The organism is Achromobacter sp. Marseille-Q4962 (assembly GCF_943737005.1).
In the GTDB taxonomy this organism is placed as follows: Bacteria; Pseudomonadota; Gammaproteobacteria; order Burkholderiales; family Burkholderiaceae_B; genus Achromobacter.
Genome location: NZ_CALSFU010000005.1, coordinates 119,800 through 145,117, shown reverse-complemented (window position 1 = coordinate 145,117; position 25,318 = coordinate 119,800). Strand labels below are relative to the sequence as shown.

The window sequence follows — 25,318 nt, the reverse complement described above, 5'->3', positions numbered from 1 at the left end:
TTATTGCTGCTGGCCGCAAAGTTTGGCGGCGGTCATGCCCTGGGGCATCTCCTGGTCGGTAAAGCCGAACGGCGCCACGAGCTTCTTGTGCTCCTCGGTGCCCACGAACTTGGCCAGTTCCGCGTTGAACGCGTCGGCAAACGCCTTGTCTTCGGTGCGGAAGGCGTAGGCGCCGTAGCCGCGCACGCTCTTGCCGTCGATCACCGGGTCGGTGAAGGGCCGGGCCTTCTCCAGGCCGCTGCTTTGGTCGGTCTTGTTGAGCAGGTCGTTCACCGTGAGCGCCGTGGCGGCGTAGGCGTCGGCGCGGCCGGCCTGCACCCCGGACAGCGCGCTCACCGCGTCCGGAAACACCGCCACCTGAGCAGGCGGCACGTTGAGCTTGGAAGCGTATTCCGACTCGATGGCGCCCACCACCACGCCCAGCTTGGCATCGGGATTCTTGGCGATGTCTTCATAGCTGTGCAGGTTCTTGGGATTGCCCTGCTTCACCAGGAAGGCCTGGCCCACGCCGTAGGTGGGATTGGAAAACACGACCTGCTGGCAGCGCTCGGGCGTGACGTACATGCCCGCCGCGATAATGTCGAACCGCTTGGCCTGCAGGCCGGGAATGAGCGAGCCGAACTCGGTCAGCACGCCCTCGACCTCGTTGATGCCCAGGCGCTTGAGGATCACCCGCGCGATTTCCACGGATTCGCCCGTCACCTTGCCTTGCTTACTGTCCATATAGGCAAAGGGCGCCTCGTTGGCATAGCCGATGCGGATCTTGCCCGCCGCGCGCGCGGCTTCCAGGGTGCCGGCCGCCGCGGCGGGCTCCTTGGCGGCCGGCGCCGGCTTGGAATCGGAATCGGAGCCCGAATCCGAGCAGGCGGCAAGCAGGCCCAGGCTGACGGCGGCAAGCAGTCGTTTGGTCTGGAGCAAAGTCATGGCGTTTTCTCCCTGATGTATTTATCGAAAAAGGCTTCGCCAAAAATAATACGCGAATAAATCATTTCTACACTAATCAATAGCACAAGAAAAAGCAGGCCGCAGCCTGCCCAAAGCCCCTGCTCCCCTCGGTCCGTGAGAGCAGGTTACGAAGCGTAGGCGCTTATTTCGCGTAGGAGAACCGCCCGTCCTTCACCACCCCCATGACGCGCGCGCGCTCGTCGAAACCCTGGTGGTCGGTCTTGGAGATATTGAGCACGCCGTTGGGCACGATCAGGCCGCGCGTCGATTCCAGGGCATCGCGCAGGGCGGCGCGGAATTCGGGCGTGCCTGGCCGGGCGCCGGTCTTGAGCGCGCGCGCGACGGCCGAATCGAGCAACATCCAGGCGCCGTAGGCGTCGCCCGCGAACTGCGTCAGGGTATGGGCGCCGTACTGCTTTTCGTACTTGTCGGCAAAGGCCACGGCAACCGGCTTGACGGGGTTGTCGTCGGGCAGCTCGCGCGCCACCACGCCCGGGCCGGTGGGGAACAGCGTGCCCTCCACGTCCTTGCCGCCCACCTGGAGGAATTCCAGCGTGCCGATGCCGTGCGTCTGGTAAATGGCGCCGGTATAACCGCGTTCGAGCAGCGTTTTCTGGGGCAGTGCGGCCGGGGTGCCCGAGCCGGCGATGAGAACGGCGTCGGGCCGGGCGGCGATGACTTTCAGCGCCTGGCCCACCACCGAGGCGTCGGTGCGCTGGAAGCGCTCCTGGGCGACGACCTCGAGGTCCCGGCCGGCGGCGGCGGTGAATTCCTTCCACCAACTGTCGCCGTACGAATCCGCGAAGCCGATGAAGCCCACGGTCTTGTAGCCCTTTTTCTTCATGTCCTGCACCAGAGCCGAGGCCATGAGGGAGTCGTTCTGCGGCATCTTGAATGCCCAGGCGCGCTTGGGATCGGACTGCGGCTCGACGATGACGCTGGAGGCCGCCAGCGCCACCATGGGGGTGCCGGTTTCGGCCAGCACGTCCAGCGCGGCCAGCGCCGCCGCCGTGATGTTGGGGCCGACGATGGCGTCGACCTTGTCTTCGGACGTGAGCTTGCGCATGTTCTTCACGGCGCGGCTGACGTCGGTGCCGTCGTCCAGCACCACGTAGCGCGCCGGCTCGCCGCCCAGCGTGTCGGGCCACAGGCGGATGGCGTTGTTGGTCTGGATGCCGATGGCGGCGGCCGGCCCGGTGGTGGAGACGTCCACGCCGATGACGATTTCGGCCCGGGCAAGCAAGGGAATGGCCAGCGCGGCGGCGCAGGCGAGGCGAAGGGTAAGACGCGGCATGACGGCTCTTGAAGACAGTGAAAACATTGGCGCTATTGTGCCTGACTCAGTACGGCCCCTTTCCGGTCACGGCCTCGTAGACCAGCGCGGCCAGCGTCAGGTCTTCGAGCGCGCTGCCCACCGCCTTGAACACCGTGACGGCCTGCGGCCCCGAGCGCCCCGGCGCCTTGCCCGCCACCAGACCGGCCAGCGTGCCGCGCAGCTCGGCGGGCGTCAGCACGCCGGCGTCGAACGCCGCCAGCAGGTCGCCCGCCTTGGCCGGCGCTTCGTCCGTGTCCACATAGACTTCCGTGCCGTCGAAGCAGGCCGTGTCCGTCTCGCGCATTTCGGGCTTGAAGCTGCCGATCAGGTCCAGGTGCGCGCCGGGCTTGAGCCAGGCGCCATGCACCAGCGGCTCGGTCGACAGGGTGGCGCAACTGACGATGTCCGCCTCCCGCACCGCCGCTTCCAGGTCGTCCACGCTCTCCGCGTCGAAGCCCTGCGCGCGCAGCGAGGCGGCCAGGTTGTCCGCCCCCGCCGGGCGCACGTTCCAGACGCGCACCCGGTGTATGGGACGCACGCAGCGCATGGCGGGAGCCACCAGGCTGGCCACGCGGCCCGACCCCAGGATGAGCAGCTCGCCCGCGTCGGGACGGGCCAGATAGGAAGCGCCCAGCGCCGCCGCTCCAGCGGTGCGGAACGCGGTGATCACGTCGCCGTCCACCTGGGCCAGCGGCACGCCCGTGCGCGCGCTGTACAGGTTGTAGGTGGCGTGCAGGCCCGGCAGCGACTGGCGCGTATTCTCGGGGAAGATGTTGATGACCTTCACCCCGAAATATCCCCGCTCGTTCCAGGCCGGCATGATGAGCGAGGTGCCGTGCGCGCCCCCGGACTCGATGGCATGCACGTGGCGCGGGGGAACCGTCGCCCCCTGGCGGAAGGCATCCCGCAGCGCCGCGATCACGGCCTCGAAATGCAGCGCGTGCCGCGTCTGCACGGTATCGATCACTACCATCTGTATCCCCGGTTGCGTTGTCTGGCCAGCTTCCCAGTGTGCAGGCGCGCGCACAGGCTGGCAAGCGCGGCCCGCGCCGCCGTTACATCGGCTTGCGGATGCGCGCGCCGCGCCGTTTGCCGCTCGCCGGGCGCACCGTATCATGGGTCGAGCCGCGCCCTGTGCGGCGCGCTTTTTCTCAATGGCCGCCTCCGACGCGGCCGCTACAGGGAGACGAGCATGAAGAAAACCGCCACCGCCGCCTGGTCCGGCGACCTGAAGACCGGCAAGGGCACGCTATCCACGCAGAGCGGCGCGCTCAAGGACCAGCCCTATGGTTTCAATACCCGATTCGAAGACGTGCCAGGCACCAACCCCGAAGAACTGCTGGGCGCGGCCCATGCGGGCTGCTTCACCATGGCCCTTTCCAACATCCTGGCCGAGTCCGGCATGGTCGCGCAACGCCTGGACACCCGGGCCGAAGTCACGCTGGACAAGCAGGACGGCGGCTTCGCCATCACCGCCGTGCATCTTTCCGTGGAAGCCGTGATCCCCGGCGCGAGCGCCCAGGCCTTCGAAGACGCCGCGCGCAAGGCCGAAAAGGGCTGCCCGGTTTCCAAAGCGCTCAACGCCAGGATCACCATGGACGCCAAGCTGAAGTCTTGATGGCGCGCGGGCGGCGGCGCAGGGCGGGCCGATTGGGCCCGCCTATGGCCGCCCTGCCCAAAATCAATTTGACGCGGCCCCGGCACCTCAAGAAAATGAGAACCATTCTCAGGAGTGTGCCGTATGACGGGTCTGATTCTCGCGATCTCGGGCGGCCGGGCCGCCCGGCACAATGTCCAACTTTCCGCCAGCCTGCGGCGCATGGTGGGCTCGGGCATGCTTGTCGCCGTCGGCTACATCGACCCGGGCAACTGGGCCACCGACATCGCCGGCGGCAGCGGCTACGGCTACGGACTGCTCATGGTGGTCTTCGCCTCGGCCTTCCTGGCGCTCGGCTTCCAGGTGCTGGTGTCGCGCCTGGCCCTGGCCACCGGCGAAGACCTGGCCACCCTCACCGCCCGCCATCTTTCCCCACGCGTGGCCAAAGCCGCCTGGCTGGCCGGCGAGGCCGCCATTCTCGCCACGGCGCTGGCCGAACTGATCGGCGGCGCTATCGCGCTGCGCCTGCTCTTCGGCCTGCCCTTGCTCGCCGGCGTGGCCGTCACGGGGGTGGGAACCTTCGTGGTGCTGGCCCTGGCCCGCGGCAACGCCGACCGGCACGAGCGCGTCATCGCCGCGCTGCTGGCGGTGGTGGCCATGTCTTTCGTCTTCCTGCTCTTCGAGGCCAATCCGTCCTGGACCGCGATGGCCGGGGGCGTCGCGCAGACCGGACGGGCGCTGCGCGACCCCGAGGGCTTCATGATCGCGCTGGGCATCCTGGGCGCGACGCTCATGCCGCACAACCTCTACCTGCATTCCGGCTCGCTGGCGCAGCGCGCCCGCCAATTGCCGCCGCAGGCGCGCGGCATGGCCATGCGGGTGGCCCGCAACGACACCATGGTGTCGCTCGGCGTGGCTATGCTGATCAACTCGGCCATCATGATCGTGGCGGCGGCCTCGCTGTCGGGCGCCGGCCTGGCGGTGTCCAGCCTGGATGCGGCCCATGCGGTCATCGGTCAGACGCTGGGCTTGGGCGCGGCCCTGGTCTTCGCGGTGGCGCTGTACGCCGCCGGCCAGAGTTCGACCATCACCGGCGTGCTGGCCGGACGCATTCTTTCGCGCGGATTCCAGGTCCGGCAGGGCTGGAGCGACCGCCGCCGCGCCCTGTTCACGCGCCTGGTCGCGGGCGCGGCGGCCGTGGGGCTGCTCATTCATTCCGGCGGCCAGGATCCGGACGGCCTGCTGGTGCTGAGCCAGGTGATCCTCAGCCTGGCCCTGCCCTTCGCCCTGGTGCCGCTGGTGCTGCTGGCGCGGCGCGCCAGCCTGATGGGCCGCCATGCGCTGCGCGGCGGATGGGCCGCCGCCGCCATCGCGGCCACCGCCGCGATCATCCTGCTGGACGGCTATCTGGTGTGGGATGCGCTGGCGTAGTCCGCACAGGCGGCCGCTCGCGGGCCGGCGCGCTCCAGGCCGCCCGCGAACGGCGGGTCAGTGGTAGGCGGAAATCACGGGATGCTGCCTGCGGCCCGCGTCCATATCGTGCAGCACTTCGCCGATCGCCCCGCCAAAACGCGCCAGGCGCACCTTGAGCCGCCGCCAGCCGCGGCGGCTGAACGGGCCGGACAGGCTCTCCGCCTTGACGGCCTCGCGGATCAGGGACTGCTCGAGCGAGTCCGACAGGCGGGCATTCTTCAATGCGGTGTTGCTCATGATTCTCTCCTTGAGAAAGCGCGAGGGGTGATCGCAGTTTCATCGTAGGCCTGAGTTTGCTGCATCGCAATAAGCGCCGCAGCACGCCGGAAAAAACCGTTGCGCGACAAACACATAACGATCCATAGCGGTGCTCGCGCACCGAATTTCGCACCAGGATTGTGCACCGCAACACATCCGCTTCGGACCGGGCGCTCGGGTATAGTGTGCCGCTATGAAAAAGCTCGATATACCCGCGCTCGAGATTTTCGTGGCGGCGGTGGAGGAGAAAAGCCTGTCCAAGGCGGCGGAAAGGGAAAACCTGGTCACCTCCGCCGCGAGCAAGCGGGTGGCGGAGCTGGAGCGCCAGCTCGACCGGGTCCTGCTCCTGCGCCACGGACGGGGCGTGGAGCCCACGCAGGCGGGCGTGCTGCTGTACCAGCGGGCCAAGGCCATCCTGCGCAGCGTGCAACTGACCGAACAGGCCGTGCAGCGCTTTTCGGCCAACGGCCAGGCCAAGGTGAAGCTGGCGGCCAATCCCTCCACCATCCTGCAGTTCCTGCCCGCCGTCATGGGGCGCTTCCTGGCCGGACGCAGCGACGTAAGCGTGGATCTCCTGGACCGGCACAGCTACGACATTCCGCGGCTGGTCGCAGAGGGCACCGTGGACATCGGTATCTACCATGCGGACTATCCCATGCCCGGCGTGGAGTCCTATCCGTTCCGCCGCGACCGCGTCGGACTGGTGGTGCCGCTGGGCCATCCCCTGGCCGGGCGCGGCGAGCTTTTCCTCGAAGAGGCGCTGGACTATGAGCTGTTGGGGTACTTTCCCCGGCATTCGCTGGACCAGTTCCTGGCCTACGCGGGCACGAGCCTGTCGCGCCCGCCCAATGTGAAACTGCAGGTGTCGAACTTCGAAACGCGCTGCCGCATGATCCGCGAGGGCGTGGGCATCGGCATCGTGCCGGAAGCGATCGCGCGCAATTACCTGCACGCCATGGGGCTGGCGCTGCTGCGCCTGCGCGACGGCTGGGCCGAGCGCCAGTTCTTCGTGTGCGTGCGGTCGCCGCGCGACCTGGGCGGCGCCGCGCACGAACTGCTGCAGGCCCTGCGCGCGCCCGAAACAGCCTGAGCCGCGCCGGGCGGCGCGTTCAATCCAGGCGCGCGGCGCGACCGGCGGCCGCCTCCTCGAGCACCGGCCGCAGATAGCGCAGAAAGCGGTCCGGATCCTCGCTCATCGGAAAGTGCCCCATGCCCTCCATGATCTGCCAGCGCGCCCCGGCGATACGCTCGCCCAGATGCGCCGTATCTTCGGGCGTGCATGAATAGTCGTACTCGCCCGTAAGCAGCCAGAGCGGGCAGCGGCGGGTGTCGATGGCCGCCGCCTTCTCGCGGATGTCGCCGTCCGCGGTATAGAAATGCAGGTCGCCCTGGAACACGCCCGGGCCGCTCTGCATATAGTGCCACAGCGTTTCCCAGCGGTGGACCTCGGGGCTGCCCGGCCCGATCAGCCCCGACACGATGCCGGCGCAAACCTCGCCGCCGTGCACATCGGGCCGGTTCAGCCACTCCAGGTCGTAATAAGGGTCCACGTGCGCGCCGGACTGCAGGCCGATCGCCCCGCCGAAACGGTCCGGATGCGACAGGGCCAGATGCAGCACCATGCGCCCGCCGATGGAGCAGCCCATGACCAGCGGCCGCGCCAGCGCCAGCGCGTCGGCCACCGCCAGCACGGCCGCCTCGTAGCCCTGGGTGGTGAGCCGGTAGCGACACTGGTGCCAGCCCGCCGGCGGCGACGACTTGCCGTGCCACGGCAGGTCGAAGGCAATGACCTGGAAGCGTTCCAGAATGCCGGCGTCATTCTGCAGCGCCCGGTACTGCCGTGTATCGGCCCCCGCCGTGTGCAGGCAGAGCAGCGGCACGCCCTGCCCCGCCGTCTCAACGTAGACGCGGTGCGGCTCGCCTGCGATGTTCAGGCGCAGATAGCGGCCCACGGCCGGTTCGAAGTCGATGTCGGGTTTCATTGCGCTCCCTCTTTCCGTGCGCATTCGAGCACTTCCTTGAAATAAAGCAGGTTGCACATCAGCGGATACAGGTCGCCTTCGGCGCGCAGCCGGCGGAACTTGATCAGCGCCATGATGTCGTGAAAACCCGGCTCGGGCCGGGGCTGCAGAAAGCGCTCCCATACTCCGCGTTCGGCCCGCAGCGCGAACCGCCAGCGCGGCATGACGAACGGTCCGCCGCGCACGCTTTCGATGCGGCCGCGGCGTATCCCGATGAGCCAGGCCGCATCGCCCGCTTCGAGCAGGAAATCCGTATCCAGGTGCCGGCCGCGCCACGTCAGGCGTTCGCGGCAATTGACGCGGTCGGCGAAATCGCGCGGCAGCAGGTCTTGAAACATCACAGTCATTCTCCTTGCGGGTCGAAGTCCAGCCGGTAGATGCCCGGCGCGGCCTCGGGGTAGCGCCGGGCCACCTCCGGGTCGTGGCCCGGCACGATATGGTCTTCGGTCGAGGCCATGGCGCGCAGGCGTTCGTAGCCATGCAGCATGTCGCCCAGGTTGTAGATGGCCGGAAACGGATTGTCGTCGGCCAGATTGCGCCGATAGTGCAGCGCATCGGAAGCCAGCACCACCCAGCCGCGCGCGGTGTGCACGCGCACGATCTGCAGGCCGGGCGTATGCCCGCCGATGCGATGAAGCTCCACGCCGGGCGCAAGCGCTGCGCTGCCGTCATGGAAGCGCACCCGTTCGGCATAGACCTGGCGCACCAGGGCCGCCACGTCGTCCGCTGAGAAAAAATGGCGCAGCGGCGCAAAACACATGCAACGGCCGGTCGCGTAGGCCATCTCGGCCTCCTGCACGTGGATGGTCGCGCGGTCGAACAGATCCAGGTTGCCGGCATGGTCGTAGTGCAGGTGGGTCAGCACCACGTCGCCAATGTCCCCGGCCCCCAGTCCCAGCGCCGCCAGTGCGTCGCACGGCGTCAGCAGGAACCGCCGGTTTCTCGCACGCGCCGACGCAGCGCTGAAACCCGTATCGACGACGATGTTGCGGCCGTGGCCGCGCAGCAGCCAGAAATAGAAGTCCAGCGCCATCGGCCCGTCGTGCAAGTCGTTGCGCGTCAGAAAGTTGTCCAGGCTACGGCGCTGCGTTGTCGCATAGCGGACCGCGTAGGCCGCGTATTCGGGCAGCGCGCTCATGAGCCGCCCTTGGCCAGCTTGCACTGGCTTTCCGCAAGCGGCACAAAGGCCTGGTCGCCGGGAATGGTCTTGACGATGCGGTAGTAATCCCAAGGCCCCTTGGACTCCTCCGGGGTCTTGACCTGCACGACATACGTGTCATGAATCAGCTTGCCGTCGGCGCGCAATCGCGCGTTGCGGGCGAAGGCGTCGTGGATCTTCATGCTGCGCAAGGCGTTCATGACCGCTTCCACATCGTCCGAACCGGCCTTTTCCACCGCGCGCAGATAGCTGAGCACCGCGGAATACTGGCCGGCCTGCAGCGCCGTGGGCATCTTGCCCGACGCCTGCCGGAAACGGCGGGCGAACGCCCGCGTCTCGTCGTCCATGTCCCAGTAGAAGGTTTCGGCGAACGTCATGCCCTGCGCCGCCTCCAGGCCTACGCCATGCACGTCGGCAATGCTCATCAGCATCGCGACCAGGCGCTGCCGGTCCGCCAGGCCGAACTCGCGCGCCTGCTTGATCTCGTTCTGCAGGTCCGCGCCCGCGCTGGCGAAGGCCACGGCGTCGGCGCCGCTGGCCTGCGCCGACAGCAGGAAGGACGCAAAGTCATTGCCGGGAAACGGATAGCGCGCCGAGCCCAGCACCGTGCCGCCGCCCTGTTTCACGAACCGCGCGCCGTCGGCCTCCAGCGAATGCCCGAACGCGTAATCGGCGGTAACGAAATACCACTTGCGCGCGCCGCTCTCGACCAACGGCAGCGTGCCCACCTTGGCCAGCGCATAGGTGTCGTACACCCACTGCACGTTCGTGGGCGCGCAATCCTCGCCGGTGATGCGCATGGCGCCCGCTCCCGTCACCATGGTCATCCGGCGCTTCTCGCGCGCGATGTTCATCACTGCCAGTGCCACGGCGCTGTTGCCCAGCTCCGTAATGACGTCGACCTTCTCGCGGTCCATCCATTCGCGTGCCCGGCCCGCCGCCACGTCTGTCTTGTTTAGATGGTCCGCGGACAGCATCTCCACCGGCTTGCCCAGGACGTTGCCTCCCACGTCTTCGATGGCCAGCCGCGTGGCGAGCACCGAACCCGGCCCGACATTGCCCGAGTATGCGCCGGATAGATCGGTGAGCACGCCGATGCGCACCACATCGTCGGAAATCCCCGCCGCCTGGACAGGGCCGGTCGCGGCCAGGACCAGGACGAACACTGCGCTGTGCTTCATGTTTGTCTCCTATGGGGAGCGCCCCGCGCTTGTTGCCGCGCGGTGGCGCGGGCGTCAGCTCGCGCGCTGACTGACGTATTTGGTTTGCATGAATTCCTGCAGCCCTTCGATGCCGCCCTCCCGGCCCAGGCCGCTGTCCTTGTACCCGCCAAACGGCGTCTCGGGCATCGAAGCCTGGCAATGATTGACGCAGACCACGCCGCTCTGTATGCCATCGGCGGCCTGCTGCGCACGCGCGAGATCGTGCGTGAAGACGTAGGCCGCCAGGCCGAACGGCAGGCGGTTGGCCAGCGCCAGCCCGTCTTCCATGCCATCGAACGGATGCAGCAGGGCCAGCGGGCCGAAAGGCTCGACGTTGGCGGCCAGGCTTTCCGTTCCCGCGCCGCGCAGCACCGTGGGCAGCCAGAACCAGCCCGGCAGGCCGGGCGCATCGCCGCCGGCCAGCACTTGCGCACCCTGCGCGCGGGCATCGGCCACCATGTTGCGCATGGCTTCCAGCCGGCGCGGATTCGCCAGCGGCCCCATCTGCACGCCCGCCTCCAGCCCGTTTCCCACGCGCAGCCGTGCCGCGCCGGCAGCGAACGCTTCCGCGAAGCGCTCGAATAGCGCACGCTGCACGTAGATGCGCGTGGGCGAGGTGCAGACCTGGCCGCTATTGCGGAACTTGGCCGCCACCAGCGCGGCGGCGGCGCTCTCGGCATCGGCGTCGTCGAACACCAGCACCGGCGCATGTCCGCCCAGTTCCAGCGTGGCGCGCTTGAGGCCCCGCGCCGCCATCGTCGCCACCTCGCGGCCGATGGCGGTGGAGCCGGTGAAGGTCACCATGCGGATGTGCGGCGATTCGATCAGCTGGCGCGAAATGGCGCCCGGATCGCCGAACACCATGTTGAGCACGCCCGCGGGCAGGCCCGCGTCCTGCAGGGCCCGGGTGATCTCCAGGGCCACCGCCGGCGTTTCCTCCGAAGGCTTGATGACAATGCTGCACCCTGCCGCCAGGGCGCCTGAGATCTTGCGCGAAGGCGTGATAGCCGGCGCATTCCAGCCCGAAAACGCGGCCACCGGCCCGATGGGTTCCGGCATCGCCATCTGGCGCATGCCAGCGGCGCGCGCGGGAATCAGGCGCCCGTAGGCGCGCCGCGCTTCCTCCGCGCCCCACTCGAACATCTCGGCCGCGGTGACGACTTCTTTTTCCGATTCGGCCAGGGGCTTGCCCAGCTCGCGCGTGATGAGCCAGGCCAGCTGCGCGATGCGCTCGCGCATGAGATCCGCGGCCCGGCGCAGTATCGCCGCGCGCTCCAGCGCGGGCGTGGCGCGCCACCGTCCGAAGGCCGCGGCCGCTGCGGCCAGCGCGCGCTCGACGTCCTCGGCGGCAGCCGCTGGCAGCCGGCCCAGCACCTCCTGCGTGGCCGGGTCCTGCACGTCCAGGGCGGCCTGACTCCGGCCGGCGGTCCACTGACCGTCGATAAAGAGAAGCAATTCCGGATATTGCATGATCAGTCCGCCTTGGGAATATGACTGGTTTCAATAACCTCCGCCCAGCGCTCGGTCTGGCTGCGGATATGATCGGCGAAGTCCCGGGGCGAGCCGGTCAGCGGAAACTGTCCCAGCTTCCGCAGGACCTCGCGAGCCTGCGGCGCGCTCATGGCCCGGTTTATCGCCACGTTGAGCCGCTGCGTGACGTCGGCAGGCAGGCCCGCGGGCGCCAGCACGCCGTTCCAGGGCTCGGCCGAGAAACCCGGAATGCCAGCGGCCTCGGCCACGGTGGGCAGGTCCGGCGCAATCGGCGAAGGACGGGCACTGGCAATGGCCAGGGCGCGCAATTTGCCCGCCTGCACCAGCGGCAGTGCCGCGATGGCGCTCAGGAACGCCATATCCACCCGCCCGGCCGCCAGGTCGGCAATGGCCGCGGAATCCCCTTTGTAGGGCACGTGGGTGATATCGGCCCCGGCTGCGTGGCTGAACCACTCGCCGGCCAGGTGATTGACCGCCCCGCTGCCTGCCGACGCAAAGCTGAGCTTGCCGGGCTGCGCGCGCGCACCGGCGATCAGTTCCGCCACGCTCCGGAAAGGCGAACCGGCGGGCACGACGAGCAGGTACGGGTAGCTCGCCACCAGCCCGACCGGCTGGAAATCCTTGAGCACCTGGTAATCGACGCGGCGCTTGTACACCGGCTCGACCGACAGCGTTCCGCTGCTGCCGAGCATGAGGGTGTAGCCGTCGGCCGCCGCGCGTCGGGCCGCCTGGACGGCAACCACGCCGTTGGCCCCGGGCCGGTTCTCGACCACCACGGCCTGGCCGAGTTCGGCTTCCATCTGGCGGGCCAGGTAGCGTCCGACCGAGTCCGTGGGGCCGCCGGCGGTGAAGCCGATGATGAGCGTGATGGGCTTGTCGGGATAGGCCGCGGCCGCGCCCGCGCAGACGCTGGCCGCCGCCAGCGCGCCGGCGGCCAGCCGCTTGAAGAAGAGCAGCATGATTTTCTCTCCGGGATTCTTCGGGAAACCGGGCGCATGCGCGCCGGACTCAGGCGTAGCCGCGCTCGATGAGCCTGACCATTACCGGGTAATACTCCTTGACGTATCCGGCGGCGCGCGTCTGCTCCAGCAGGCTGTGCGTCAGGCTGGCCGCGCGCGCGTCCACCTCGCCCTGGCGCGCGAGTTCCAGCGCCAGCAGAATGTCTTTGATGGCGTATTCCGTCGGAAAGGTCCTCTCGGGAAACTGCTCGGCGGCCAGCGCCTTCTGGCCGGGATTGCGCAGCGCGAAGCTGTCGGCCGATCCCAGGCTCAGCGCATCCATGAGCAGCTTGCCGTCCACGCCCGCCCTCCTGCCGATCGTCACCGCCTCCGCGAGCGCGTGCACCGTCATCAAGACCACCATGTTGTTCATGATCTTGACCACCTGCCCGCAGCCGGTGCCGCCGCACAGCACCACGTCGCTGCCCATGCAGGACAGGTAAGGCAGCACGGCCTGGTACTGCTCGGGCGTCGCCCCCACCGTGATCATGAGCGTGCCCTGGCGCGCCGCCTCGCGCATGCGCGCGACGGGTGCGTCGATGAGCAGAATGCCATGAGCGCGCAGCTGCTCGGCCAGCTTACGCGTACGCGCCACGTCGCTGGTGCTCATGTCCACCACGGTGCGCACCTTGCCGCCGGCCTCCGCCAACGCGGCGCAGACCTGCTCCACCTGCACGATGCTGGGCAGCGACAGGAAAACAATGTCCGCGGTCCGCGCCACTTCCGCCGCCGACCCGCAGTGGTGCGCGCCCAGCGCCGCCAGGCGGGCCATCGGCTCGGCCGCCAAGTCGTGCACGTGGACGGGCCGTCCCGACTTGCGGACCAGGTTGGCGCACATCGGTTCGCCCATGACGCCCAGCCCGATAAAGCCCAGCGTATCGTTGTTGCCGCTCATGTCGTCCTCCTTGGTTCTTTGCGGGGTATAGCCAGTTCGGGTACTGCCAGCAAGCTTAGGCAGCCGCCGGCTTCCCAGGTTTGAAAATTTGGCAACGCTACGTTCTCGTTTCGCGCCCCCCTCGACCGAAGAAAGGTGCGTTTCCTTTTTTTCAAGCCTGCGCGGCGCGAGCGTCGATACAGTGGTCTGCATTCGACGGCGGCGCGCCGCGCCCGCACGCGGCAACCGCAAGAAGGCAGAACGAACGGAGACGACATGCTGCTGCACACACTGGCCGACTATGGCGCACGCGAAAGCGCCGCGCGCCTTTCCGAGGACGTGCTGCACCACGCCAAGCGGGCGTTCCTGGACTGGCTGGCGGCCCTCTACCCCGGCACCCGCACCGCGCCCTGCCTGCAATTGCTGGGCGCGCACGGCGACGAGCTGGGACACGGCGCCAGCAGCCTGCCGGGCTGCGGCACCACGGCTTTCGCGCCCACAGCGGCCTGGATCAACGGCAGCGTGTCGCACGCGGTGGAGTTCGACGACATTTACCGCGACGCGGTCTATCACCCCGGATGCCCGACCATCGCCGCCGCGCTGGCCGTGGCGGAAGACCGCGCGGCCAGCGGCCGGGCGTTGCTGAACGCCATCGTCGCGGGCTACGAGATATCGACGCGCATCGGCGCCGCGGTGCAGCCGTCCCATTACCGCTATTTCCACACCACGGGCACGGTGGGCGGTTTCGGCGCGGCGGCGGCGGCCGCCGCCCTGGCGGCGCCGGGCGATGCGCAAGCCATGCTGCACGCGCTGGCCACGGCCGGCACCCTGGCCAGCGGCCTGCAGCAGGCCTTCCGCTCCGACGCCATGAGCAAGGCGTTGCATGCCGGCCATGCCGCCGAAGTGGGTGTGCGGGCGGGACTGGGCGCGGCGCACGGGCTGACCGGCGTGGCGGACATCCTGGAAGGCGAAGTGGGCTTCGGCGCCGCGCTGGCGCGCGATCCCGACTGGCGCCTGGCCACCGAGGCGCTGGGAGAGCGCTACAACATCGCCCGCATCACCCAGAAGAACCACGGCTGTTGCGGGCACACCTTCGCCGCCATCGATGCGGTGCTGGCGCTGCGCGCGCAGGGGCTGCGGCCGGAGGCGGTCCGGGCCATCGACGTGGACACGTACCAGATCGCGCTGGACGTGACGGGCAACTTCGCGCCGGCCACAGCATTCGAAGCGAAGTTCAGCCTGCCTTACGTGCTGAGCCACGCGCTGGTTCACGGCTCGGTGCGCCTGGACGCTTTCGGCGAACGGCGCCGCGCGGACGAAACGGTGCTCGGCCTGATGCGGCGCGTGGCGCTGCATGCCGATCCCGAGCTGAGCGCGCGCTTTCCCGGGCAGCGCGCCGCCCGCGTGCGCGTGACCACGCGCGACGGGAGCAAGGTTTCACACTATGCCCCTTACCGCAAGGGCGATCCCGAAGCGCCGCTGTCCGACCAGGACCTGAACGACAAATTCGCCGAACTCGCCGGCCCCGTGCTGGGACCGGCCCGCATGCGCGCGCTGCGCGACGCGGTCTGGCGCCTGGAGACGCTGGACCACGCCGGCGCGCTGGGCCTGGCCGCCGACGGCTCGCCCGCCTGACGCTTCTTTCCACTTTCCACAGGAACCCATGACCACGCTTGCCGACGCCCTGCTGGCGCCGCGCTCCATCGCCCTGGTGGGCGCTTCCGGAGACGCGCGCAAGAACACCGCCCGGCCGCTGCGCTTCATGCGCAAGCACGGCTATGCCGGCCGCATCTATCCCATCAACGCCACCCGCGCGGAAATCCTGGGCGAGCCCGCCTGGCCCTCGCTGGCCGCCCTGCCCGGTCCGGTGGACCACGTATTCGTGATGATTCCCGGCGAGGGCGTGCCGGCGCTGCTGCCCGAGTGCGCCCGCGCCGGCGCCAAGGTGGTCACCATCTATTCCGACGGCTTCGGCGAGACCGGCGCAGAAGGCCGGGCGCGACAGCATGCGCTGGTGGAACAGGCCCGCGCGCTGGGACTGCGGTTGCTCGGCCCCAACAGCATCGGGCTGGCGGACCTGCACTCCGGAGCGATCCTGTCCGTGAATGCGGCCTATGAGGCCGACACATTGCTGCCTGGCGAAGTGAGCATGGTGTCGCAAAGCGGTTCCATGATGGGCTCGCTGCTTTCGCGCGCCGCCGCGCGCGGCATGGGGTTCGCCAAATCGGTGTCGGTGGGCAACGAAAGCGACATCAGCGTGGGCGAAGTGGTGGACGCGCTGGTCGGCGACGCGGATACGCGCGCGATTCTGCTGTTCCTGGAGACCCTGCGCGACGCGCCGACGCTGGCCCGCGCGCTGGAACGCGCGCGCGCGGCGGGCAAGCCCGTCATCGCCTACAAACTGGGCCGCTCGGAACAGGGCGACGCGCTGGCGCAGTCCCACACCGGCGCGATGGCGGGCAACGACGCGGCCGTGGACGCCTTCCTGCATGCGTACGGCGTCATGCGCGTGCGCCAACTGGAAACACTGTTCGAGCTCGTGCCGCTGGCCCTGCGCTATGGGGCAGCCCGGCCGAAAACGCACCGTCCGGCGCGGGTGGCGGTCATCACCACCACGGGCGGCGGCGCGGCAACGGTGGTGGACAACCTGGGGCTGCGCGGCCTGGCCGCGGTGGCGCCGCCGGCCGATTTCATCGCGCACATGGCCGGGCGCGGCCTGCGGCTGCGCCAGACGCCGGTGATCGACCTGACCCTGGCCGCCAGCGGCGCGCAGTACCGGGACTTGCTGGAGCATCTGCTTGCCGCGGACTGGTGCGACGCCGTGTTGAGCGTGGCGGGGTCTTCGGCGCAGTTCCATCCGGAACTGGCAGTGGGACCGCTGCTGGAAGCGGAAAAGCCTGCCGCCAAGCCGCTGGCCGCGTTTCTCGCGCCCGAGGCGCCGGAATCGCTCGCGCTGCTGCAGCGAGCCGGCATCGCCGCCTTTCGCACGCCGGAGTCCTGCGCCGATGCGCTCTCCGTGTTCTTCGACGCCGCAGGCGAACCGCCGCCGCCCGCGCCGCCGCAGGACTGGCCGGCGGGTCTGCCGGCGCGCGGGCTGCTCAACGAATACGAAGCCAGCCTGGTGTTCGAGCAATTGGGTGTGCCGGTGGCGCCGCGCGCGCTGCTGCGTGAGGCTGGCGCGCGCCACGGCCTGCCCTACCCGCTCGCGGCCAAGGTGTGTTCCCGCGATATCCCGCACAAGACCGAGGCGGGCGCGGTACGCCTGGGCATCGGCGATGAAGCGGCGCTGCGGCAGGCGCTGCGGGAACTCCCGCAGCGCGCGCGCGCCTGGTGCCCGCAGGCGCGCCTGGACGGCGTGCTGGTGCAGGCCATGCAGGGCAGGCTGGCGGAATTCATGCTCGGCTACCGCGATGACCCGCTGGTCGGCCCCACTGTGCTGCTGGGCGCGGGCGGCATTGCCGCGGAACTCATGCCCGACTTCGCCCTGAGGCTGGCGCCCGTGACCGAGGCGCAGGCCCGCGACATGATCGCGCAAGTCCGCCACGCGCGCCTGATCGAAGGTTTTCGCGGGCTGCCCCGGGGCGACGTCGACGCCCTGGCGCGCGCCATTGTCCGCTTTTCACGACTGGCGGGCATGCGCGGCGCGCGCGTGGCCGAAGCCGAGATCAATCCGTTGTTCGTCCAGGCGCATGCGGTGGTCGCGGTGGACGGCCTCATCCGCCTGGCCTGAACTTTTTTCACACACAGGAACCCACGATGGATTTCAACCTGACTCCCGAACAGACCGGCTTCGAAACCGCGGTGCGGCGCTTCGCGCAAAGCGAACTCGCCCGCGATGCCGTGGCGCGCGCGCATTCGGACGACTATCCCTGGGACGTCGCGCGCAAGATGGCGCGGCAAGGGCTGCTCGGCATTACCGTGGCCGAGGCCGACGGCGGCGTGGGCGGCTCGCTCATGGACGCCGTCATCGCCATCCAGACGGTGGCCTCGGTCTGCCCGCGCAGCGCCGACGTGGTGCAGGCGGGCAACTTCGGCGCCATTCGCGTGCTGGCCGAATACGGCAGCGCGCTGCAAAAGGAAAAGTACCTGCGCCCCCTTCTGGCCGGCGAGGCGCTGATCTGCGTGGGCATGACCGAGCCGGACGCCGGCTCGGCCGTGACGGAACTCAAGACCAGCGCCACGCCCGCGCCGGGCGGCTGGCGCATCAACGGCAGCAAGATCTTCACGACGCACGGCCCTCACGCCACCGTCATCCTCGCCTACGTGCGCTTCGGGCCGGGCACGCACGGCATCGGCTCCGTCCTCATCGACACGCGCGCCGAAGGCGTGCGCCTGGGCAAGCGCTCGGCCTTCATGTCCGGCGAGGAGTGGGTGGAGATCTTCTTCGACAACGTATTCGTGCCGCAGGACATGGTGGTGCTGGGCGAAGGCGGCTTCAAGAAGCAGATCGCCGGCTTCAATGTGGAACGCATCGGCAATACCTCGCGCTCGGTGGCGCTGGCACGCTATGCCTACGAAGAAGCGCGGCAATGGGCCATGCAGCGCAGGCAGTTCGGCCGCCTGCTGTGCGAGTTCCAGGGGCTGCAATGGAAATTCGCCGATATGCGCATCAAGCTGGACGCCGCGCAACTGCTGCTCTACCGCGCCGCCGGCAACGCCGACACCGGGTTTCCCTCGGCGACGGAAACCGCGATCGCCAAGGCCTATTGCAACCAGATCGGCTTCGAGGTGGCCAACGAGGCGCTGCAGGTCATGGGCGGGATGGGCTACAGCCGCGAGTCGCTGGTGGAATACTGCGTCCGGCGATGCCGCGGCTGGATGATCGCCGGCGGGTCGATCGAGATTCTCAAGAACCGGATTGCCGAGGGCGTGTTCGAGCGCAGCTTTCCGCAGCGCGCGCCGTAGGCCCGGCCTCAATCCCGCAGATAGGCCTCGATCAGCCGGTCCGCCGCCCGCGCCACCTGGCCGGCCGGGCCGCCGCCGCCGAAGATCTGGCCCGAGACGAACGCGCCCTCGATGAGCAGCAGCAGTCCGTCGGCCAGCGCGGCGGGCTCGCGCGCGCCCATGTCGGCGCACATGGCGCGCAGGCGTCCGCGCAGTGCCTCTTTGTGCCGCACGGCCACGCCGCGCGCGGGGTGGGCGGGCTCCGGATACTCCACGGCTGCATTGGTGAGGCCGCAGCCCCGGTAGTGCGGCTGCACGGCGCGCTCGGCCAGGCCCTCCAGGTAGGCCAGCACCTGTGCGCGCGGGTCGCCGGGATGCGCCTGGCAGGCGGCATCGAAACGGGCCCAGAACTCGCATTCGAAGTCGCGCAGATAAGCCGCCGCCAGCTCGTCCTTGGACGTGAAGCTGCGGTACAGGCTGGGCTTGGTCACGCCCGCTCGGGTAACGATGGCGTCCACGCCCACGGCGCGGATGCCCTCGCGGTAGAACAGTTCGCGCGCGGTGCGGCGGATGCGCTCGGCGGCCAGCACCGGCGCCGCCTTGCTGGCGGCCCGGCCCGGACGGCGCGCCGGCGCGGGCGTATTGCGGTTCATGCGGTCTCCTTGCCCAGGGGCGATGCGAAAATGCTTGACCATGTTACTGACCGGTACGTACTATGCGCGAATCGCCAACGTACCGATCGGTAACATGAGTATATCCCGTCTGCCTTTTCCCTTCCGCAATGCCGGCCAGAAATACGCTTTCGTGGTGGTGGCCGTGATCTTCTTCGCGCTGCTGGTGTCGGCCGGGCTGCGGTCGTCGCCCAGTGTGCTGATCCTGCCGCTGGAGGAAGCCTTCGGCTGGAGCCGCGGCGTGATCTCGCTGTCGGCGGCCATGGGCATTTTTCTCTATGGGCTGGTCGGCCCGTTCGCGGCGGCGGCCATGGAGCGTTTCGGCCTGCGGCGGGTACTGATCGGCGCCCTGGCGCTCATGGCCGCCTCCAGCGCGGCCAGCGCGTTCATGACGCAGTCCTGGCACCTGCTGCTCACCTGGGGCCTGTTTTCCGGGCTGGGCACCGGCGCCGTGGCGGTCGTGCTGGGCGCCACGGTCGTCAACCGCTGGTTCAGCCGGCACCGCGGGCTGGCCATGGGCGTGCTCACCGCCAGCACGGCCACCGGCAACCTGATCTTCCTGCCCGTGCTGGCCGCGCTGGCCTCTTCGGGCGACTGGACGCGCGTGGTATGGACGGTGGCGGCAGCCGCCGCCGCGCTCGTACCGCTGGTCTGGTGGCTGGTGCCGGACCGGCCCGCCAGCGTGGGCCTGGCCCCCTACGGCAGCCCGGCGGACCAGGTGGAACCGGCGCCCGCGCCGCGCGCCGGCCTGGTCGCCAACACCTTCGGCACGCTGGGGCGCGCCGCGCGCACGCGCACGTTCTGGTTCCTGTTCGCCACTTTCTTCGTGTGCGGCTTCACCACCAACGGCCTGGTGGGCACCCATCTCATCGCGCTCTGCGGCGACCATGGCATCCCCGAGGTGAAAGCGGCCGGGCTGCTGGCGCTGATGGGCATTTTCGACCTGCTGGGCACCACGGCCTCCGGCTGGCTGACCGACCGCTACGACGCGCGCAAGCTGCTGTTCATGTACTACGGCCTGCGCGGGCTGTCGCTCATCTACCTGCCCTATTCCGACTTTTCGTTCTACAGCCTGTCTCTCTTCGCCGTGTTCTTCGGCCTGGACTGGATCGCCACCGTGCCGCCCACGCTGCGGCTGACCACCGAGGCGTTCGGCGAGCGCGACGCGCCCATCGTGTTCGGCTGGATCGTGGCCGGGCACCAGGTCGGGGCGGCCAGCGCGGCATGGATGGCCGGAGCGCTGCGCGAGATGCAGGGCAGCTATGTCATGCCGTTCGTGCTGGCGGGCGCGACCGGGCTGGCCGCCGCCGTCATCGCGCTGAGGATCAACCGCCGCCGCCCCGCCGCGCCGCAGCCCGCCTGACGCGGGCGGGGTCCACGGCGCGGCCGCGCCGGCCGGCCCTCAGGCCGATTCCTCGACCTCGCCCAGGTAGGCCGCCCGCACCTTGGGATCGTGCAGCATCTGGCCGGCCGGGCCGGAAAGAATGATTTCGCCGGACTCCATCACGTAGCCGCGATGGCTATTCTCCAGCGCCAGGCGCGCGTTCTGCTCGATGAGCAGGATGGTCACGCCTTCGCTGGCGATGGCGCGCACCACTTCGAACACCTTTTCCACCATGAGCGGGGCCAGGCCCATCGAAGGCTCGTCCAGCAGCAGCAGCCTGGGCCGCGCGATCATCGCGCGGCCCATGGCCACCATCTGCTGCTCGCCGCCCGACAGGGTGCCGGCCGCCTGCCTGCGCCGCTCGGCCAGGCGCGGAAACAGCGTGAAGACGCGCTCGGTGTCCTGGCGCACCTGCGCGGCGTCGCGGCGCACGTAGGCGCCCATGGCCAGGTTTTCCTCGATGGTGAGCTGGCCGAAGATGCCCCGGCCCTCGGGCACCATGACCAGGCCCTGGCGCACCAGTTCGTGCGATTTGCGTCCGCCGATGGACTGGCCGTCGTAGACGATCTCGCCGCCGGCCAGCGGCACGAGGCCGCAGATAGCGCGCAGCGTGGTGCTCTTGCCCGCGCCGTTGGCGCCGATGAGGCAGACCAGCTCGCCCGGGTCCACGCGCAGGTCGATGCCGCGCACCGCCCGGATGCCGCCGTACGACACCTGCAGGCCGCGCAATTCGAGTAGGGGTTGGGATGCGGTCATGATGCGGGGCGCTCCTGGTGGATAAGCGGGTCCTGGGCGGCGCCAGCGCCCAGATAGGCCTCGATGACCTTGGGATCGCGCTGCACCTGGGCCGGCTTGCCCAGGGACAGCACCTTGCCGTATTCGAGCACCAGCACGCGGTCGCACAGACCCATGACGAGCTTCATGTCGTGCTCGATGAGCAGCACGGTGATGCCGTCGCCGCGGATCTTCTCGATCAGCTTGCGCAGCACCACGGTCTCGGAGGCGTTCATGCCCGCCGCCGGTTCGTCCAGCGCGAGCAGCTTGGGATCGGTGGCCAGCGCCCGCGCGATCTCCAGGCGGCGCTGGTCGCCGTAGGGCAGCGAGCGCGCCACGTCGTTGGCGCGGTGGGCGATGCCCACGTACTCCAGCAGCTCGTGCGCGCGGGCCTCGATGGCGGCTTCCTCGGCGCGGGTGGCGCGGGTGCGCAGCACCGCTCCCAGCACGCCGGCGCGCGTGCGCACGTGGCGGCCGATCATCACGTTCTCGATGGCGCTCAGGTTGGCGAACAGGCGGATGTTCTGGAAGGTGCGCGCCAGGCCGGCCTGGGCCACTTCGTGCGGCTTCTTGCCCGTCATGGACTCGCCGTTGAAGATGCAACTGCCTTCCTCCGGAATATAGAGCCCGGTCAGCACGTTGAAGAGCGTGGTCTTGCCCGCGCCGTTGGGGCCGATGAGGCCGTAGATCTCGCCCTGCTCGATGTCGAAGCTCACGTCCGACAGGGCCTGCAGGCCGCCGAAACGCTTGCCCAGGCCCTGGGCTTGCAATAGCTTGCTCATGCCTCGCCTCCCCGGTTCCTGGATGACAGCTCGCGGCGGCGCACCGCCGAGGGCCACAGGCCCGCGGGCCGGAACAGCATCACGCACACCATGGCCAGGCCGAAGAGCAGCATGCGTATGCCTTCGGGATCGAGCACCACCGAGCCGAACAGCATGTTCTGCAGGGGCTCGACGACCGCGCGCAGGAACTCCGGCAGCGCGGCCAGGATGAGCGCGCCCAGGATCACGCCCGGAATATGGCCCATGCCGCCCAGCACCACCATGCACAGGATGGAAATGGATTCCATCAGGCTGAAACTCTCGGGGCTCACGAAGCCCTGCATGGAAGCGAACAGCGCTCCGGCCACGCCGCCGAAGGACGCGCCCATGGCGAACGCCAGCAGCTTCACGTTGCGGGTGTTGATGCCCATGGCCTTGGCCGCGATCTCGTCTTCGCGGATGGCCTCCCAGGCGCGCCCGATGCGGGAGTTCTGCAGGCGCACGCACACCAGCACGATGAGCAGCGTCAGGCCCAGCAGCAGGTAGTAGTACTTCTCCGGCCCGGTGAAGCGGATGCCCATGAGGGTTTCCGTGCGGCCGAACGCGAAGCTGCCCACCTTGAAGGTGTCGATGCGGTTCAGGCCCTGGGGCCCGTTGGTGATGTTGACGGGCGCGTTCAGGTTGTTGAGGAAGATGCGGATGATTTCGCCGAAGCCCAGCGTCACGATGGCCAGGTAGTCGCCGCGCAGCTTGAGCGTGGGCGCGCCCAGCAGCACGCCGAACAGGCAGGCCAGCGCCAGCGCGATGGGCAGGATGGCCCAGAACGGCAGGTGCAGCCCGAAATGCGGCGAAGCCAGCAGCGCCCATACGTAGGCGCCCACCGCGTAGAACGCGATGTAGCCCAGGTCGAGCAGGCCGGCGAAGCCCACCACGATGTTCAGGCCCAGCGACAGCATCACGTACAGCAGCGCGAAATTCAGGATGCGCACCCAGCTCTGTCCGGCCACGCCCAGCACGAAGGGCAGCACGGCCAGCGCCACGCCGATCAGCGCGATGCCGGCGAGGTTGCGCGCGGTGAGCCCGTTTTTCTTCAGTGTCGCGTTCATGCCCGGTCTCCCACGCGTTCGCCCAGCAGGCCGGAAGGACGGAAGATCAGCACCAGCACCAGCACGAAAAAGGCGAAGACGTCCTGGTAGTGGCTGCCCAGGAAGCCGCCGGTGAGGTCGCCGATGTAGCCCGCGCCCAGCGATTCGATCACGCCCAGCAACAGGCCCCCGGCCATGGCGCCAACCAGGTTGCCGATGCCGCCCAGCACCGCGGCGGTGAACGCCTTCAGGCCCAGCAGAAAGCCCATGGTGTACTGGGAAACGCCGTAGTAGGTGGCGACCATCATGCCGGCCACGGCGGCCAGCGCCGAGCCGATCAGGAAGGCGGCGGAGATGACGGTGTTGATGTTCACGCCCATCAGCCCGGCCACCTCGCGGTTCTGCGCCGTGGCGCGCATGGCCGTGCCCAGGCGCGTCTTGTGCACCACGAGCAGCAGCGCGCCCATGATGAGCGCCGCGATCACCACGATGGCGATCTGCAGCGTGCTCATGCGCGCGCCGAAGAACTCGAACACGCGCGGCGAAAGCACCTGCGGGAAGTTCAGGTAATTGCGGCCCCAGCCCATCATGGCGAGGTTCTGCAGGATGATGGACACGCCGATGGCGGTGATGAGCGCCGCCAGACGCGGGGCGCGGCGCAGCGGCCGGTACGCGATGCGCTCGGCGGTCCAGCCCACGGCCATGCACAGCGGCACGGAAACCAGCAGCCCGGCGCCCAGCACCAGAAAGGCCGACGCGGAGGGGTCGCCGCCCACCAGGGAGATGGCGATGGTGGTGGCGGCCATCGCGCCGATCATCACCACGTCGCCGTGGGCGAAATTGATGAGCCCGATGATGCCGTACACCATCGTGTAGCCCAGGGCGACCAGGGCATAGACGCTGCCCAGCGTCACGCCGTTAATCAGTTGTTGAATGAAGATATCCATAGGCGCCGTATCAGCCGGGAAAGATGCGCGCGGCGCGGCCCGCATGGGGCCGGCCTGGCGAAGCGCGCCGCCGGGCCGGAACCGGCCGGCGGCGCATGGCGGGCCAGGGGCGACGGCGCCCCGCCCGCGGCAGGCGGCCGGAGGCTCAGTTGGCCTGGCTCACCATGGTTTCGACCATCTCCCACTTGCCGTTCTTGACTTCGTAGATGGTGACCGAGATTTCCTTCAGGTCGCCGTTGGCGTCGTAGGAAATGTGCTCGCTGGTGGCGCCCTTGCGATTCAGCTTGGCCAGCGCGGGCAGGTACTTCTCGGGCTTGGCCGAGCCGGCCTGCTCGATGGCGGTAATCATGTTCCACGCGCCGTCGTAGGCATAGGGCGCGTACACGCCGGGCGCCTTCTTGAAGCGGGCCTGGTAGCGCTGCTCGAAGTCCTTGCCGGCCGCCATCTTGTCCAGCGGCACGCCGGCCAGCGAGGCGTAGGTGCCGTCGGCGGCGTCGCCGGCCAGCTTGATGAAGGTGTCGCTGCGGGTCATTTCGCCCGAGACCAGCGGCGCCTTGATGCCCAGCGTCTTGATCTGGCGCTTCATGGGGCCGGACTGCGCGTCCAGGCCGCCGTAGAAGATGGCGTCGGGCTCCGAGCCCTTGATGTTGGTCAGGATGGACGTGAAGTCATTGGCCTTGTCGGTGGTGTACTCGCGGCGCACGACCTGGCCGCCCGCGGCCTTGACGGCCTTCTCGACCTCGTCGGCCAGGCCCTGGCCGTAGGCGGTGCGGTCGTCGATGATGGCGATCTTCCTGGCCTTGAGCTTTTCCACCATGAACTTGCCCACGGCGGCGCCCTGCTGGGTGTCGCTGGTCATCATGCGGAAGGTGGTTTCGTAGCCCTGCCTGGTGTATTCGGGCGAGGTGGCCATGGCGATCTGCGGCAGGCCGGCCTCGTGGTAGACGCGCGAGGCGGGAATCGTGGTGCCCGAGTTGAAGTGGCCCAGGATGCCGACCACGTCCTCGTCCACCAGCTGCTGGGCGACCTGCACGCCCACGCGGGGGTCGGCCTGGTCGTCGCGCGACACCAGCACGAACTTGGCGGGCTCTCCGTCGACCTTGATGCCCTTCTTGTTGGCTTCCTCGAGCGCCAGGGTCAGGCCGTTCTGCATGTCTTCGCCGTAGTGCGATTGCGGGCCGGTCAGCGGCGCAGCAAAACCGAACTTGACGTCGGCCGCGTGCGCCGCGCCAAGCAGGCCGGCGGCGGCGATGCCGGCGCTCAGGAGCTTCAGGGTGGTGGGGAATTTCATCGGGGTCCTCCGGAAGATCGGATTGTCAGCCTAGTCATGCCTGCGCTTTTGGCCAGGCTTTCTGGTTTTTTATTCCGCCGCGCGCCGGCATGGATTTCCTGCGCGCGTCGGGTCTGCGTTGCCGGGCGGCCTTTCGTCTTGCCGCCCGGCCCGAGGTGCGACCGGATTTTGCTTCGAGTGCAACCTCG

The 25,318-nt window shown here is 69.0% G+C and carries 24 protein-coding genes; 7 read left to right on the top strand and 17 right to left on the bottom strand.

The features are described from left to right. The 3 genes from ehuB to lhpI form a co-directional block, all read right to left on the bottom strand. The gene (ehuB, locus tag NGJ44_RS05880) at nt 1-924 is read right to left on the bottom strand and encodes an ectoine/hydroxyectoine ABC transporter substrate-binding protein EhuB (protein WP_251863384.1); all 924 of its coding nucleotides are present in this window, start codon (nt 922-924) and stop codon (nt 1-3) included. A 163-nt stretch (nt 925-1,087) separates the two neighbouring features. After that, nucleotides 1,088-2,239, bottom strand: a complete 1,152-nt coding sequence (locus tag NGJ44_RS05875; protein ID WP_053245467.1) for an ABC transporter substrate-binding protein — start codon at nt 2,237-2,239, stop codon at nt 1,088-1,090. Nucleotides 2,240-2,285: 46 nt separating this feature from the next. Continuing rightward, a complete protein-coding gene (gene lhpI, locus NGJ44_RS05870; protein WP_053245466.1) occupies nt 2,286-3,233 on the bottom strand; it encodes a bifunctional Delta(1)-pyrroline-2-carboxylate/Delta(1)-piperideine-2-carboxylate reductase in 948 nt (315 codons plus the stop codon). A 219-nt stretch (nt 3,234-3,452) separates the two neighbouring features. On the opposite strand from lhpI, the gene NGJ44_RS05865 reads away from it, so the two are divergent. Together NGJ44_RS05865 and NGJ44_RS05860 are read left to right on the top strand one after the other, a co-directional pair. Further along, complete coding sequence (locus NGJ44_RS05865) at nt 3,453-3,878, top strand: OsmC family protein (RefSeq protein WP_053245465.1); 426 nt, start codon at nt 3,453-3,455, stop codon at nt 3,876-3,878. 123 nt (nt 3,879-4,001) lie between these two features. Continuing rightward, the gene (locus tag NGJ44_RS05860; RefSeq protein ID WP_053245464.1) at nt 4,002-5,288 is read left to right on the top strand and encodes an Nramp family divalent metal transporter; all 1,287 of its coding nucleotides are present in this window, start codon (nt 4,002-4,004) and stop codon (nt 5,286-5,288) included. Nucleotides 5,289-5,345: 57 nt separating this feature from the next. Here NGJ44_RS05860 and NGJ44_RS05855 read toward each other — a convergent pair whose 3' ends face one another. Further along, nucleotides 5,346-5,567 carry a hypothetical protein gene (locus NGJ44_RS05855; RefSeq protein ID WP_053245463.1) on the bottom strand — a complete coding sequence of 74 codons (222 nt, stop codon included), beginning with the start codon at nt 5,565-5,567 and terminating at the stop codon, nt 5,346-5,348. Between the two features lie 214 nt (nt 5,568-5,781). On the opposite strand from NGJ44_RS05855, the gene NGJ44_RS05850 reads away from it, so the two are divergent. Beyond that, complete coding sequence (locus NGJ44_RS05850) at nt 5,782-6,678, top strand: LysR family transcriptional regulator (RefSeq protein WP_053245462.1); 897 nt, start codon at nt 5,782-5,784, stop codon at nt 6,676-6,678. Between the two features lie 19 nt (nt 6,679-6,697). Here the strand turns inward: NGJ44_RS05850 and NGJ44_RS05845 are convergent, their stop codons facing one another. Genes NGJ44_RS05845 through NGJ44_RS05815 form a run of 7 tightly spaced genes read right to left on the bottom strand, consistent with a single transcriptional unit; the run spans nt 6,698 to nt 13,354 of the window. Beyond that, complete coding sequence (locus NGJ44_RS05845) at nt 6,698-7,570, bottom strand: alpha/beta fold hydrolase (RefSeq protein WP_053245461.1); 873 nt, start codon at nt 7,568-7,570, stop codon at nt 6,698-6,700. Next, nucleotides 7,567-7,947 carry a hypothetical protein gene (locus tag NGJ44_RS05840; RefSeq protein WP_251863441.1) on the bottom strand — a complete coding sequence of 127 codons (381 nt, stop codon included), beginning with the start codon at nt 7,945-7,947 and terminating at the stop codon, nt 7,567-7,569. The genes NGJ44_RS05845 and NGJ44_RS05840 overlap by 4 nt, the downstream gene beginning before the upstream one ends. Nucleotides 7,948-7,952: 5 nt before the next feature. Beyond that, nucleotides 7,953-8,747: an N-acyl homoserine lactonase family protein gene (locus tag NGJ44_RS05835; RefSeq protein ID WP_251863440.1), complete on the bottom strand. Its 795-nt coding sequence runs from the start codon at nt 8,745-8,747 to the stop codon at nt 7,953-7,955. Beyond that, on the bottom strand, nt 8,744-9,949 hold the full coding sequence (locus NGJ44_RS05830) for an ABC transporter substrate-binding protein (RefSeq protein WP_053245459.1): 1,206 nt from the start codon (nt 9,947-9,949) through the stop codon (nt 8,744-8,746). The genes NGJ44_RS05835 and NGJ44_RS05830 overlap by 4 nt, the downstream gene beginning before the upstream one ends. 54 nt (nt 9,950-10,003) lie before the next feature. Further along, a complete protein-coding gene (locus NGJ44_RS05825) occupies nt 10,004-11,440 on the bottom strand; it encodes an NAD-dependent succinate-semialdehyde dehydrogenase (RefSeq protein WP_251863383.1) in 1,437 nt (478 codons plus the stop codon). A gap of 2 nt (nt 11,441-11,442) precedes the next feature. After that, nucleotides 11,443-12,420 carry a Bug family tripartite tricarboxylate transporter substrate binding protein gene (locus tag NGJ44_RS05820; protein WP_251863382.1) on the bottom strand — a complete coding sequence of 326 codons (978 nt, stop codon included), beginning with the start codon at nt 12,418-12,420 and terminating at the stop codon, nt 11,443-11,445. 49 nt (nt 12,421-12,469) lie between these two features. Then, nucleotides 12,470-13,354, bottom strand: coding sequence for an NAD(P)-dependent oxidoreductase (locus NGJ44_RS05815; protein WP_053245458.1), 885 nt, complete (start codon nt 13,352-13,354; stop codon nt 12,470-12,472). A gap of 255 nt (nt 13,355-13,609) precedes the next feature. On the opposite strand from NGJ44_RS05815, the gene NGJ44_RS05810 reads away from it, so the two are divergent. The 3 genes from NGJ44_RS05810 to NGJ44_RS05800 are packed head-to-tail and all read left to right on the top strand — an operon-like array spanning nt 13,610 to nt 18,238. After that, nucleotides 13,610-14,968 carry an MmgE/PrpD family protein gene (locus tag NGJ44_RS05810; protein ID WP_251863381.1) on the top strand — a complete coding sequence of 453 codons (1,359 nt, stop codon included), beginning with the start codon at nt 13,610-13,612 and terminating at the stop codon, nt 14,966-14,968. 28 nt (nt 14,969-14,996) lie between these two features. Then, on the top strand, nt 14,997-17,063 hold the full coding sequence (locus NGJ44_RS05805; RefSeq protein ID WP_251863380.1) for an acetate--CoA ligase family protein: 2,067 nt from the start codon (nt 14,997-14,999) through the stop codon (nt 17,061-17,063). A gap of 26 nt (nt 17,064-17,089) precedes the next feature. Further along, nucleotides 17,090-18,238, top strand: coding sequence for an acyl-CoA dehydrogenase family protein (locus NGJ44_RS05800; RefSeq protein ID WP_251863379.1), 1,149 nt, complete (start codon nt 17,090-17,092; stop codon nt 18,236-18,238). A gap of 8 nt (nt 18,239-18,246) precedes the next feature. Here NGJ44_RS05800 and NGJ44_RS05795 read toward each other — a convergent pair whose 3' ends face one another. After that, nucleotides 18,247-18,870, bottom strand: coding sequence for a TetR/AcrR family transcriptional regulator (locus NGJ44_RS05795; RefSeq protein ID WP_251863378.1), 624 nt, complete (start codon nt 18,868-18,870; stop codon nt 18,247-18,249). A 94-nt stretch (nt 18,871-18,964) separates the two neighbouring features. Between NGJ44_RS05795 and NGJ44_RS05790 the strand changes: the two genes are divergently transcribed. Then, nucleotides 18,965-20,251 carry an MFS transporter gene (locus tag NGJ44_RS05790; RefSeq protein ID WP_251863377.1) on the top strand — a complete coding sequence of 429 codons (1,287 nt, stop codon included), beginning with the start codon at nt 18,965-18,967 and terminating at the stop codon, nt 20,249-20,251. Nucleotides 20,252-20,290: 39 nt separating this feature from the next. Here the strand turns inward: NGJ44_RS05790 and NGJ44_RS05785 are convergent, their stop codons facing one another. From NGJ44_RS05785 to NGJ44_RS05765, 5 genes are all read right to left on the bottom strand, one after another. Next, on the bottom strand, nt 20,291-21,028 hold the full coding sequence (locus tag NGJ44_RS05785) for an ABC transporter ATP-binding protein (protein ID WP_251863376.1): 738 nt from the start codon (nt 21,026-21,028) through the stop codon (nt 20,291-20,293). Further along, on the bottom strand, nt 21,025-21,828 hold the full coding sequence (locus NGJ44_RS05780) for an ABC transporter ATP-binding protein (RefSeq protein WP_251863375.1): 804 nt from the start codon (nt 21,826-21,828) through the stop codon (nt 21,025-21,027). The genes NGJ44_RS05785 and NGJ44_RS05780 overlap by 4 nt, the downstream gene beginning before the upstream one ends. Continuing rightward, on the bottom strand, nt 21,825-22,913 hold the full coding sequence (locus NGJ44_RS05775; protein ID WP_251863374.1) for an ABC transporter permease subunit: 1,089 nt from the start codon (nt 22,911-22,913) through the stop codon (nt 21,825-21,827). Before NGJ44_RS05775 ends, NGJ44_RS05780 begins: the two co-directional genes overlap by 4 nt. Then, nucleotides 22,910-23,761: a branched-chain amino acid ABC transporter permease gene (locus tag NGJ44_RS05770; protein WP_502802114.1), complete on the bottom strand. Its 852-nt coding sequence runs from the start codon at nt 23,759-23,761 to the stop codon at nt 22,910-22,912. The genes NGJ44_RS05775 and NGJ44_RS05770 overlap by 4 nt, the downstream gene beginning before the upstream one ends. A gap of 223 nt (nt 23,762-23,984) precedes the next feature. Beyond that, entirely contained in the window at nt 23,985-25,130 is a 1,146-nt protein-coding gene (locus tag NGJ44_RS05765; RefSeq protein ID WP_251863372.1) for a branched-chain amino acid ABC transporter substrate-binding protein, read from the bottom strand. Nucleotides 25,131-25,318 lie beyond the last annotated feature (188 nt).

What these genes read in the sequence shown, in the direction of transcription:
- NGJ44_RS05845 (WP_053245461.1), bottom strand. Translation starts at nt 7,570, where the DNA reads ATGAAACCCGACATCGACTTCGAACCGGCCGTGGGCCGCTATCTGCGC.
- NGJ44_RS05805 (WP_251863380.1), top strand. Translation starts at nt 14,997, where the DNA reads ATGACCACGCTTGCCGACGCCCTGCTGGCGCCGCGCTCCATCGCCCTG.
- NGJ44_RS05835 (WP_251863440.1), bottom strand. Translation starts at nt 8,747, where the DNA reads ATGAGCGCGCTGCCCGAATACGCGGCCTACGCGGTCCGCTATGCGACA.
- NGJ44_RS05795 (WP_251863378.1), bottom strand. Translation starts at nt 18,870, where the DNA reads ATGAACCGCAATACGCCCGCGCCGGCGCGCCGTCCGGGCCGGGCCGCC.
- NGJ44_RS05810 (WP_251863381.1), top strand. Translation starts at nt 13,610, where the DNA reads ATGCTGCTGCACACACTGGCCGACTATGGCGCACGCGAAAGCGCCGCG.
- NGJ44_RS05825 (WP_251863383.1), bottom strand. Translation starts at nt 11,440, where the DNA reads ATGCAATATCCGGAATTGCTTCTCTTTATCGACGGTCAGTGGACCGCC.
- NGJ44_RS05850 (WP_053245462.1), top strand. Translation starts at nt 5,782, where the DNA reads ATGAAAAAGCTCGATATACCCGCGCTCGAGATTTTCGTGGCGGCGGTG.
- NGJ44_RS05840 (WP_251863441.1), bottom strand. Translation starts at nt 7,947, where the DNA reads ATGTTTCAAGACCTGCTGCCGCGCGATTTCGCCGACCGCGTCAATTGC.
- NGJ44_RS05820 (WP_251863382.1), bottom strand. Translation starts at nt 12,420, where the DNA reads ATGCTGCTCTTCTTCAAGCGGCTGGCCGCCGGCGCGCTGGCGGCGGCC.
- NGJ44_RS05875 (WP_053245467.1), bottom strand. Translation starts at nt 2,239, where the DNA reads ATGCCGCGTCTTACCCTTCGCCTCGCCTGCGCCGCCGCGCTGGCCATT.
- NGJ44_RS05765 (WP_251863372.1), bottom strand. Translation starts at nt 25,130, where the DNA reads ATGAAATTCCCCACCACCCTGAAGCTCCTGAGCGCCGGCATCGCCGCC.
- NGJ44_RS05800 (WP_251863379.1), top strand. Translation starts at nt 17,090, where the DNA reads ATGGATTTCAACCTGACTCCCGAACAGACCGGCTTCGAAACCGCGGTG.
- NGJ44_RS05855 (WP_053245463.1), bottom strand. Translation starts at nt 5,567, where the DNA reads ATGAGCAACACCGCATTGAAGAATGCCCGCCTGTCGGACTCGCTCGAG.
- NGJ44_RS05790 (WP_251863377.1), top strand. Translation starts at nt 18,965, where the DNA reads ATGAGTATATCCCGTCTGCCTTTTCCCTTCCGCAATGCCGGCCAGAAA.
- NGJ44_RS05865 (WP_053245465.1), top strand. Translation starts at nt 3,453, where the DNA reads ATGAAGAAAACCGCCACCGCCGCCTGGTCCGGCGACCTGAAGACCGGC.
- NGJ44_RS05815 (WP_053245458.1), bottom strand. Translation starts at nt 13,354, where the DNA reads ATGAGCGGCAACAACGATACGCTGGGCTTTATCGGGCTGGGCGTCATG.
- NGJ44_RS05830 (WP_053245459.1), bottom strand. Translation starts at nt 9,949, where the DNA reads ATGAAGCACAGCGCAGTGTTCGTCCTGGTCCTGGCCGCGACCGGCCCT.
- NGJ44_RS05860 (WP_053245464.1), top strand. Translation starts at nt 4,002, where the DNA reads ATGACGGGTCTGATTCTCGCGATCTCGGGCGGCCGGGCCGCCCGGCAC.
- lhpI (WP_053245466.1), bottom strand. Translation starts at nt 3,233, where the DNA reads ATGGTAGTGATCGATACCGTGCAGACGCGGCACGCGCTGCATTTCGAG.
- NGJ44_RS05775 (WP_251863374.1), bottom strand. Translation starts at nt 22,913, where the DNA reads ATGAACGCGACACTGAAGAAAAACGGGCTCACCGCGCGCAACCTCGCC.
- NGJ44_RS05780 (WP_251863375.1), bottom strand. Translation starts at nt 21,828, where the DNA reads ATGAGCAAGCTATTGCAAGCCCAGGGCCTGGGCAAGCGTTTCGGCGGC.
- ehuB (WP_251863384.1), bottom strand. Translation starts at nt 924, where the DNA reads ATGACTTTGCTCCAGACCAAACGACTGCTTGCCGCCGTCAGCCTGGGC.
- NGJ44_RS05770 (WP_502802114.1), bottom strand. Translation starts at nt 23,761, where the DNA reads ATGGTGTACGGCATCATCGGGCTCATCAATTTCGCCCACGGCGACGTG.
- NGJ44_RS05785 (WP_251863376.1), bottom strand. Translation starts at nt 21,028, where the DNA reads ATGACCGCATCCCAACCCCTACTCGAATTGCGCGGCCTGCAGGTGTCG.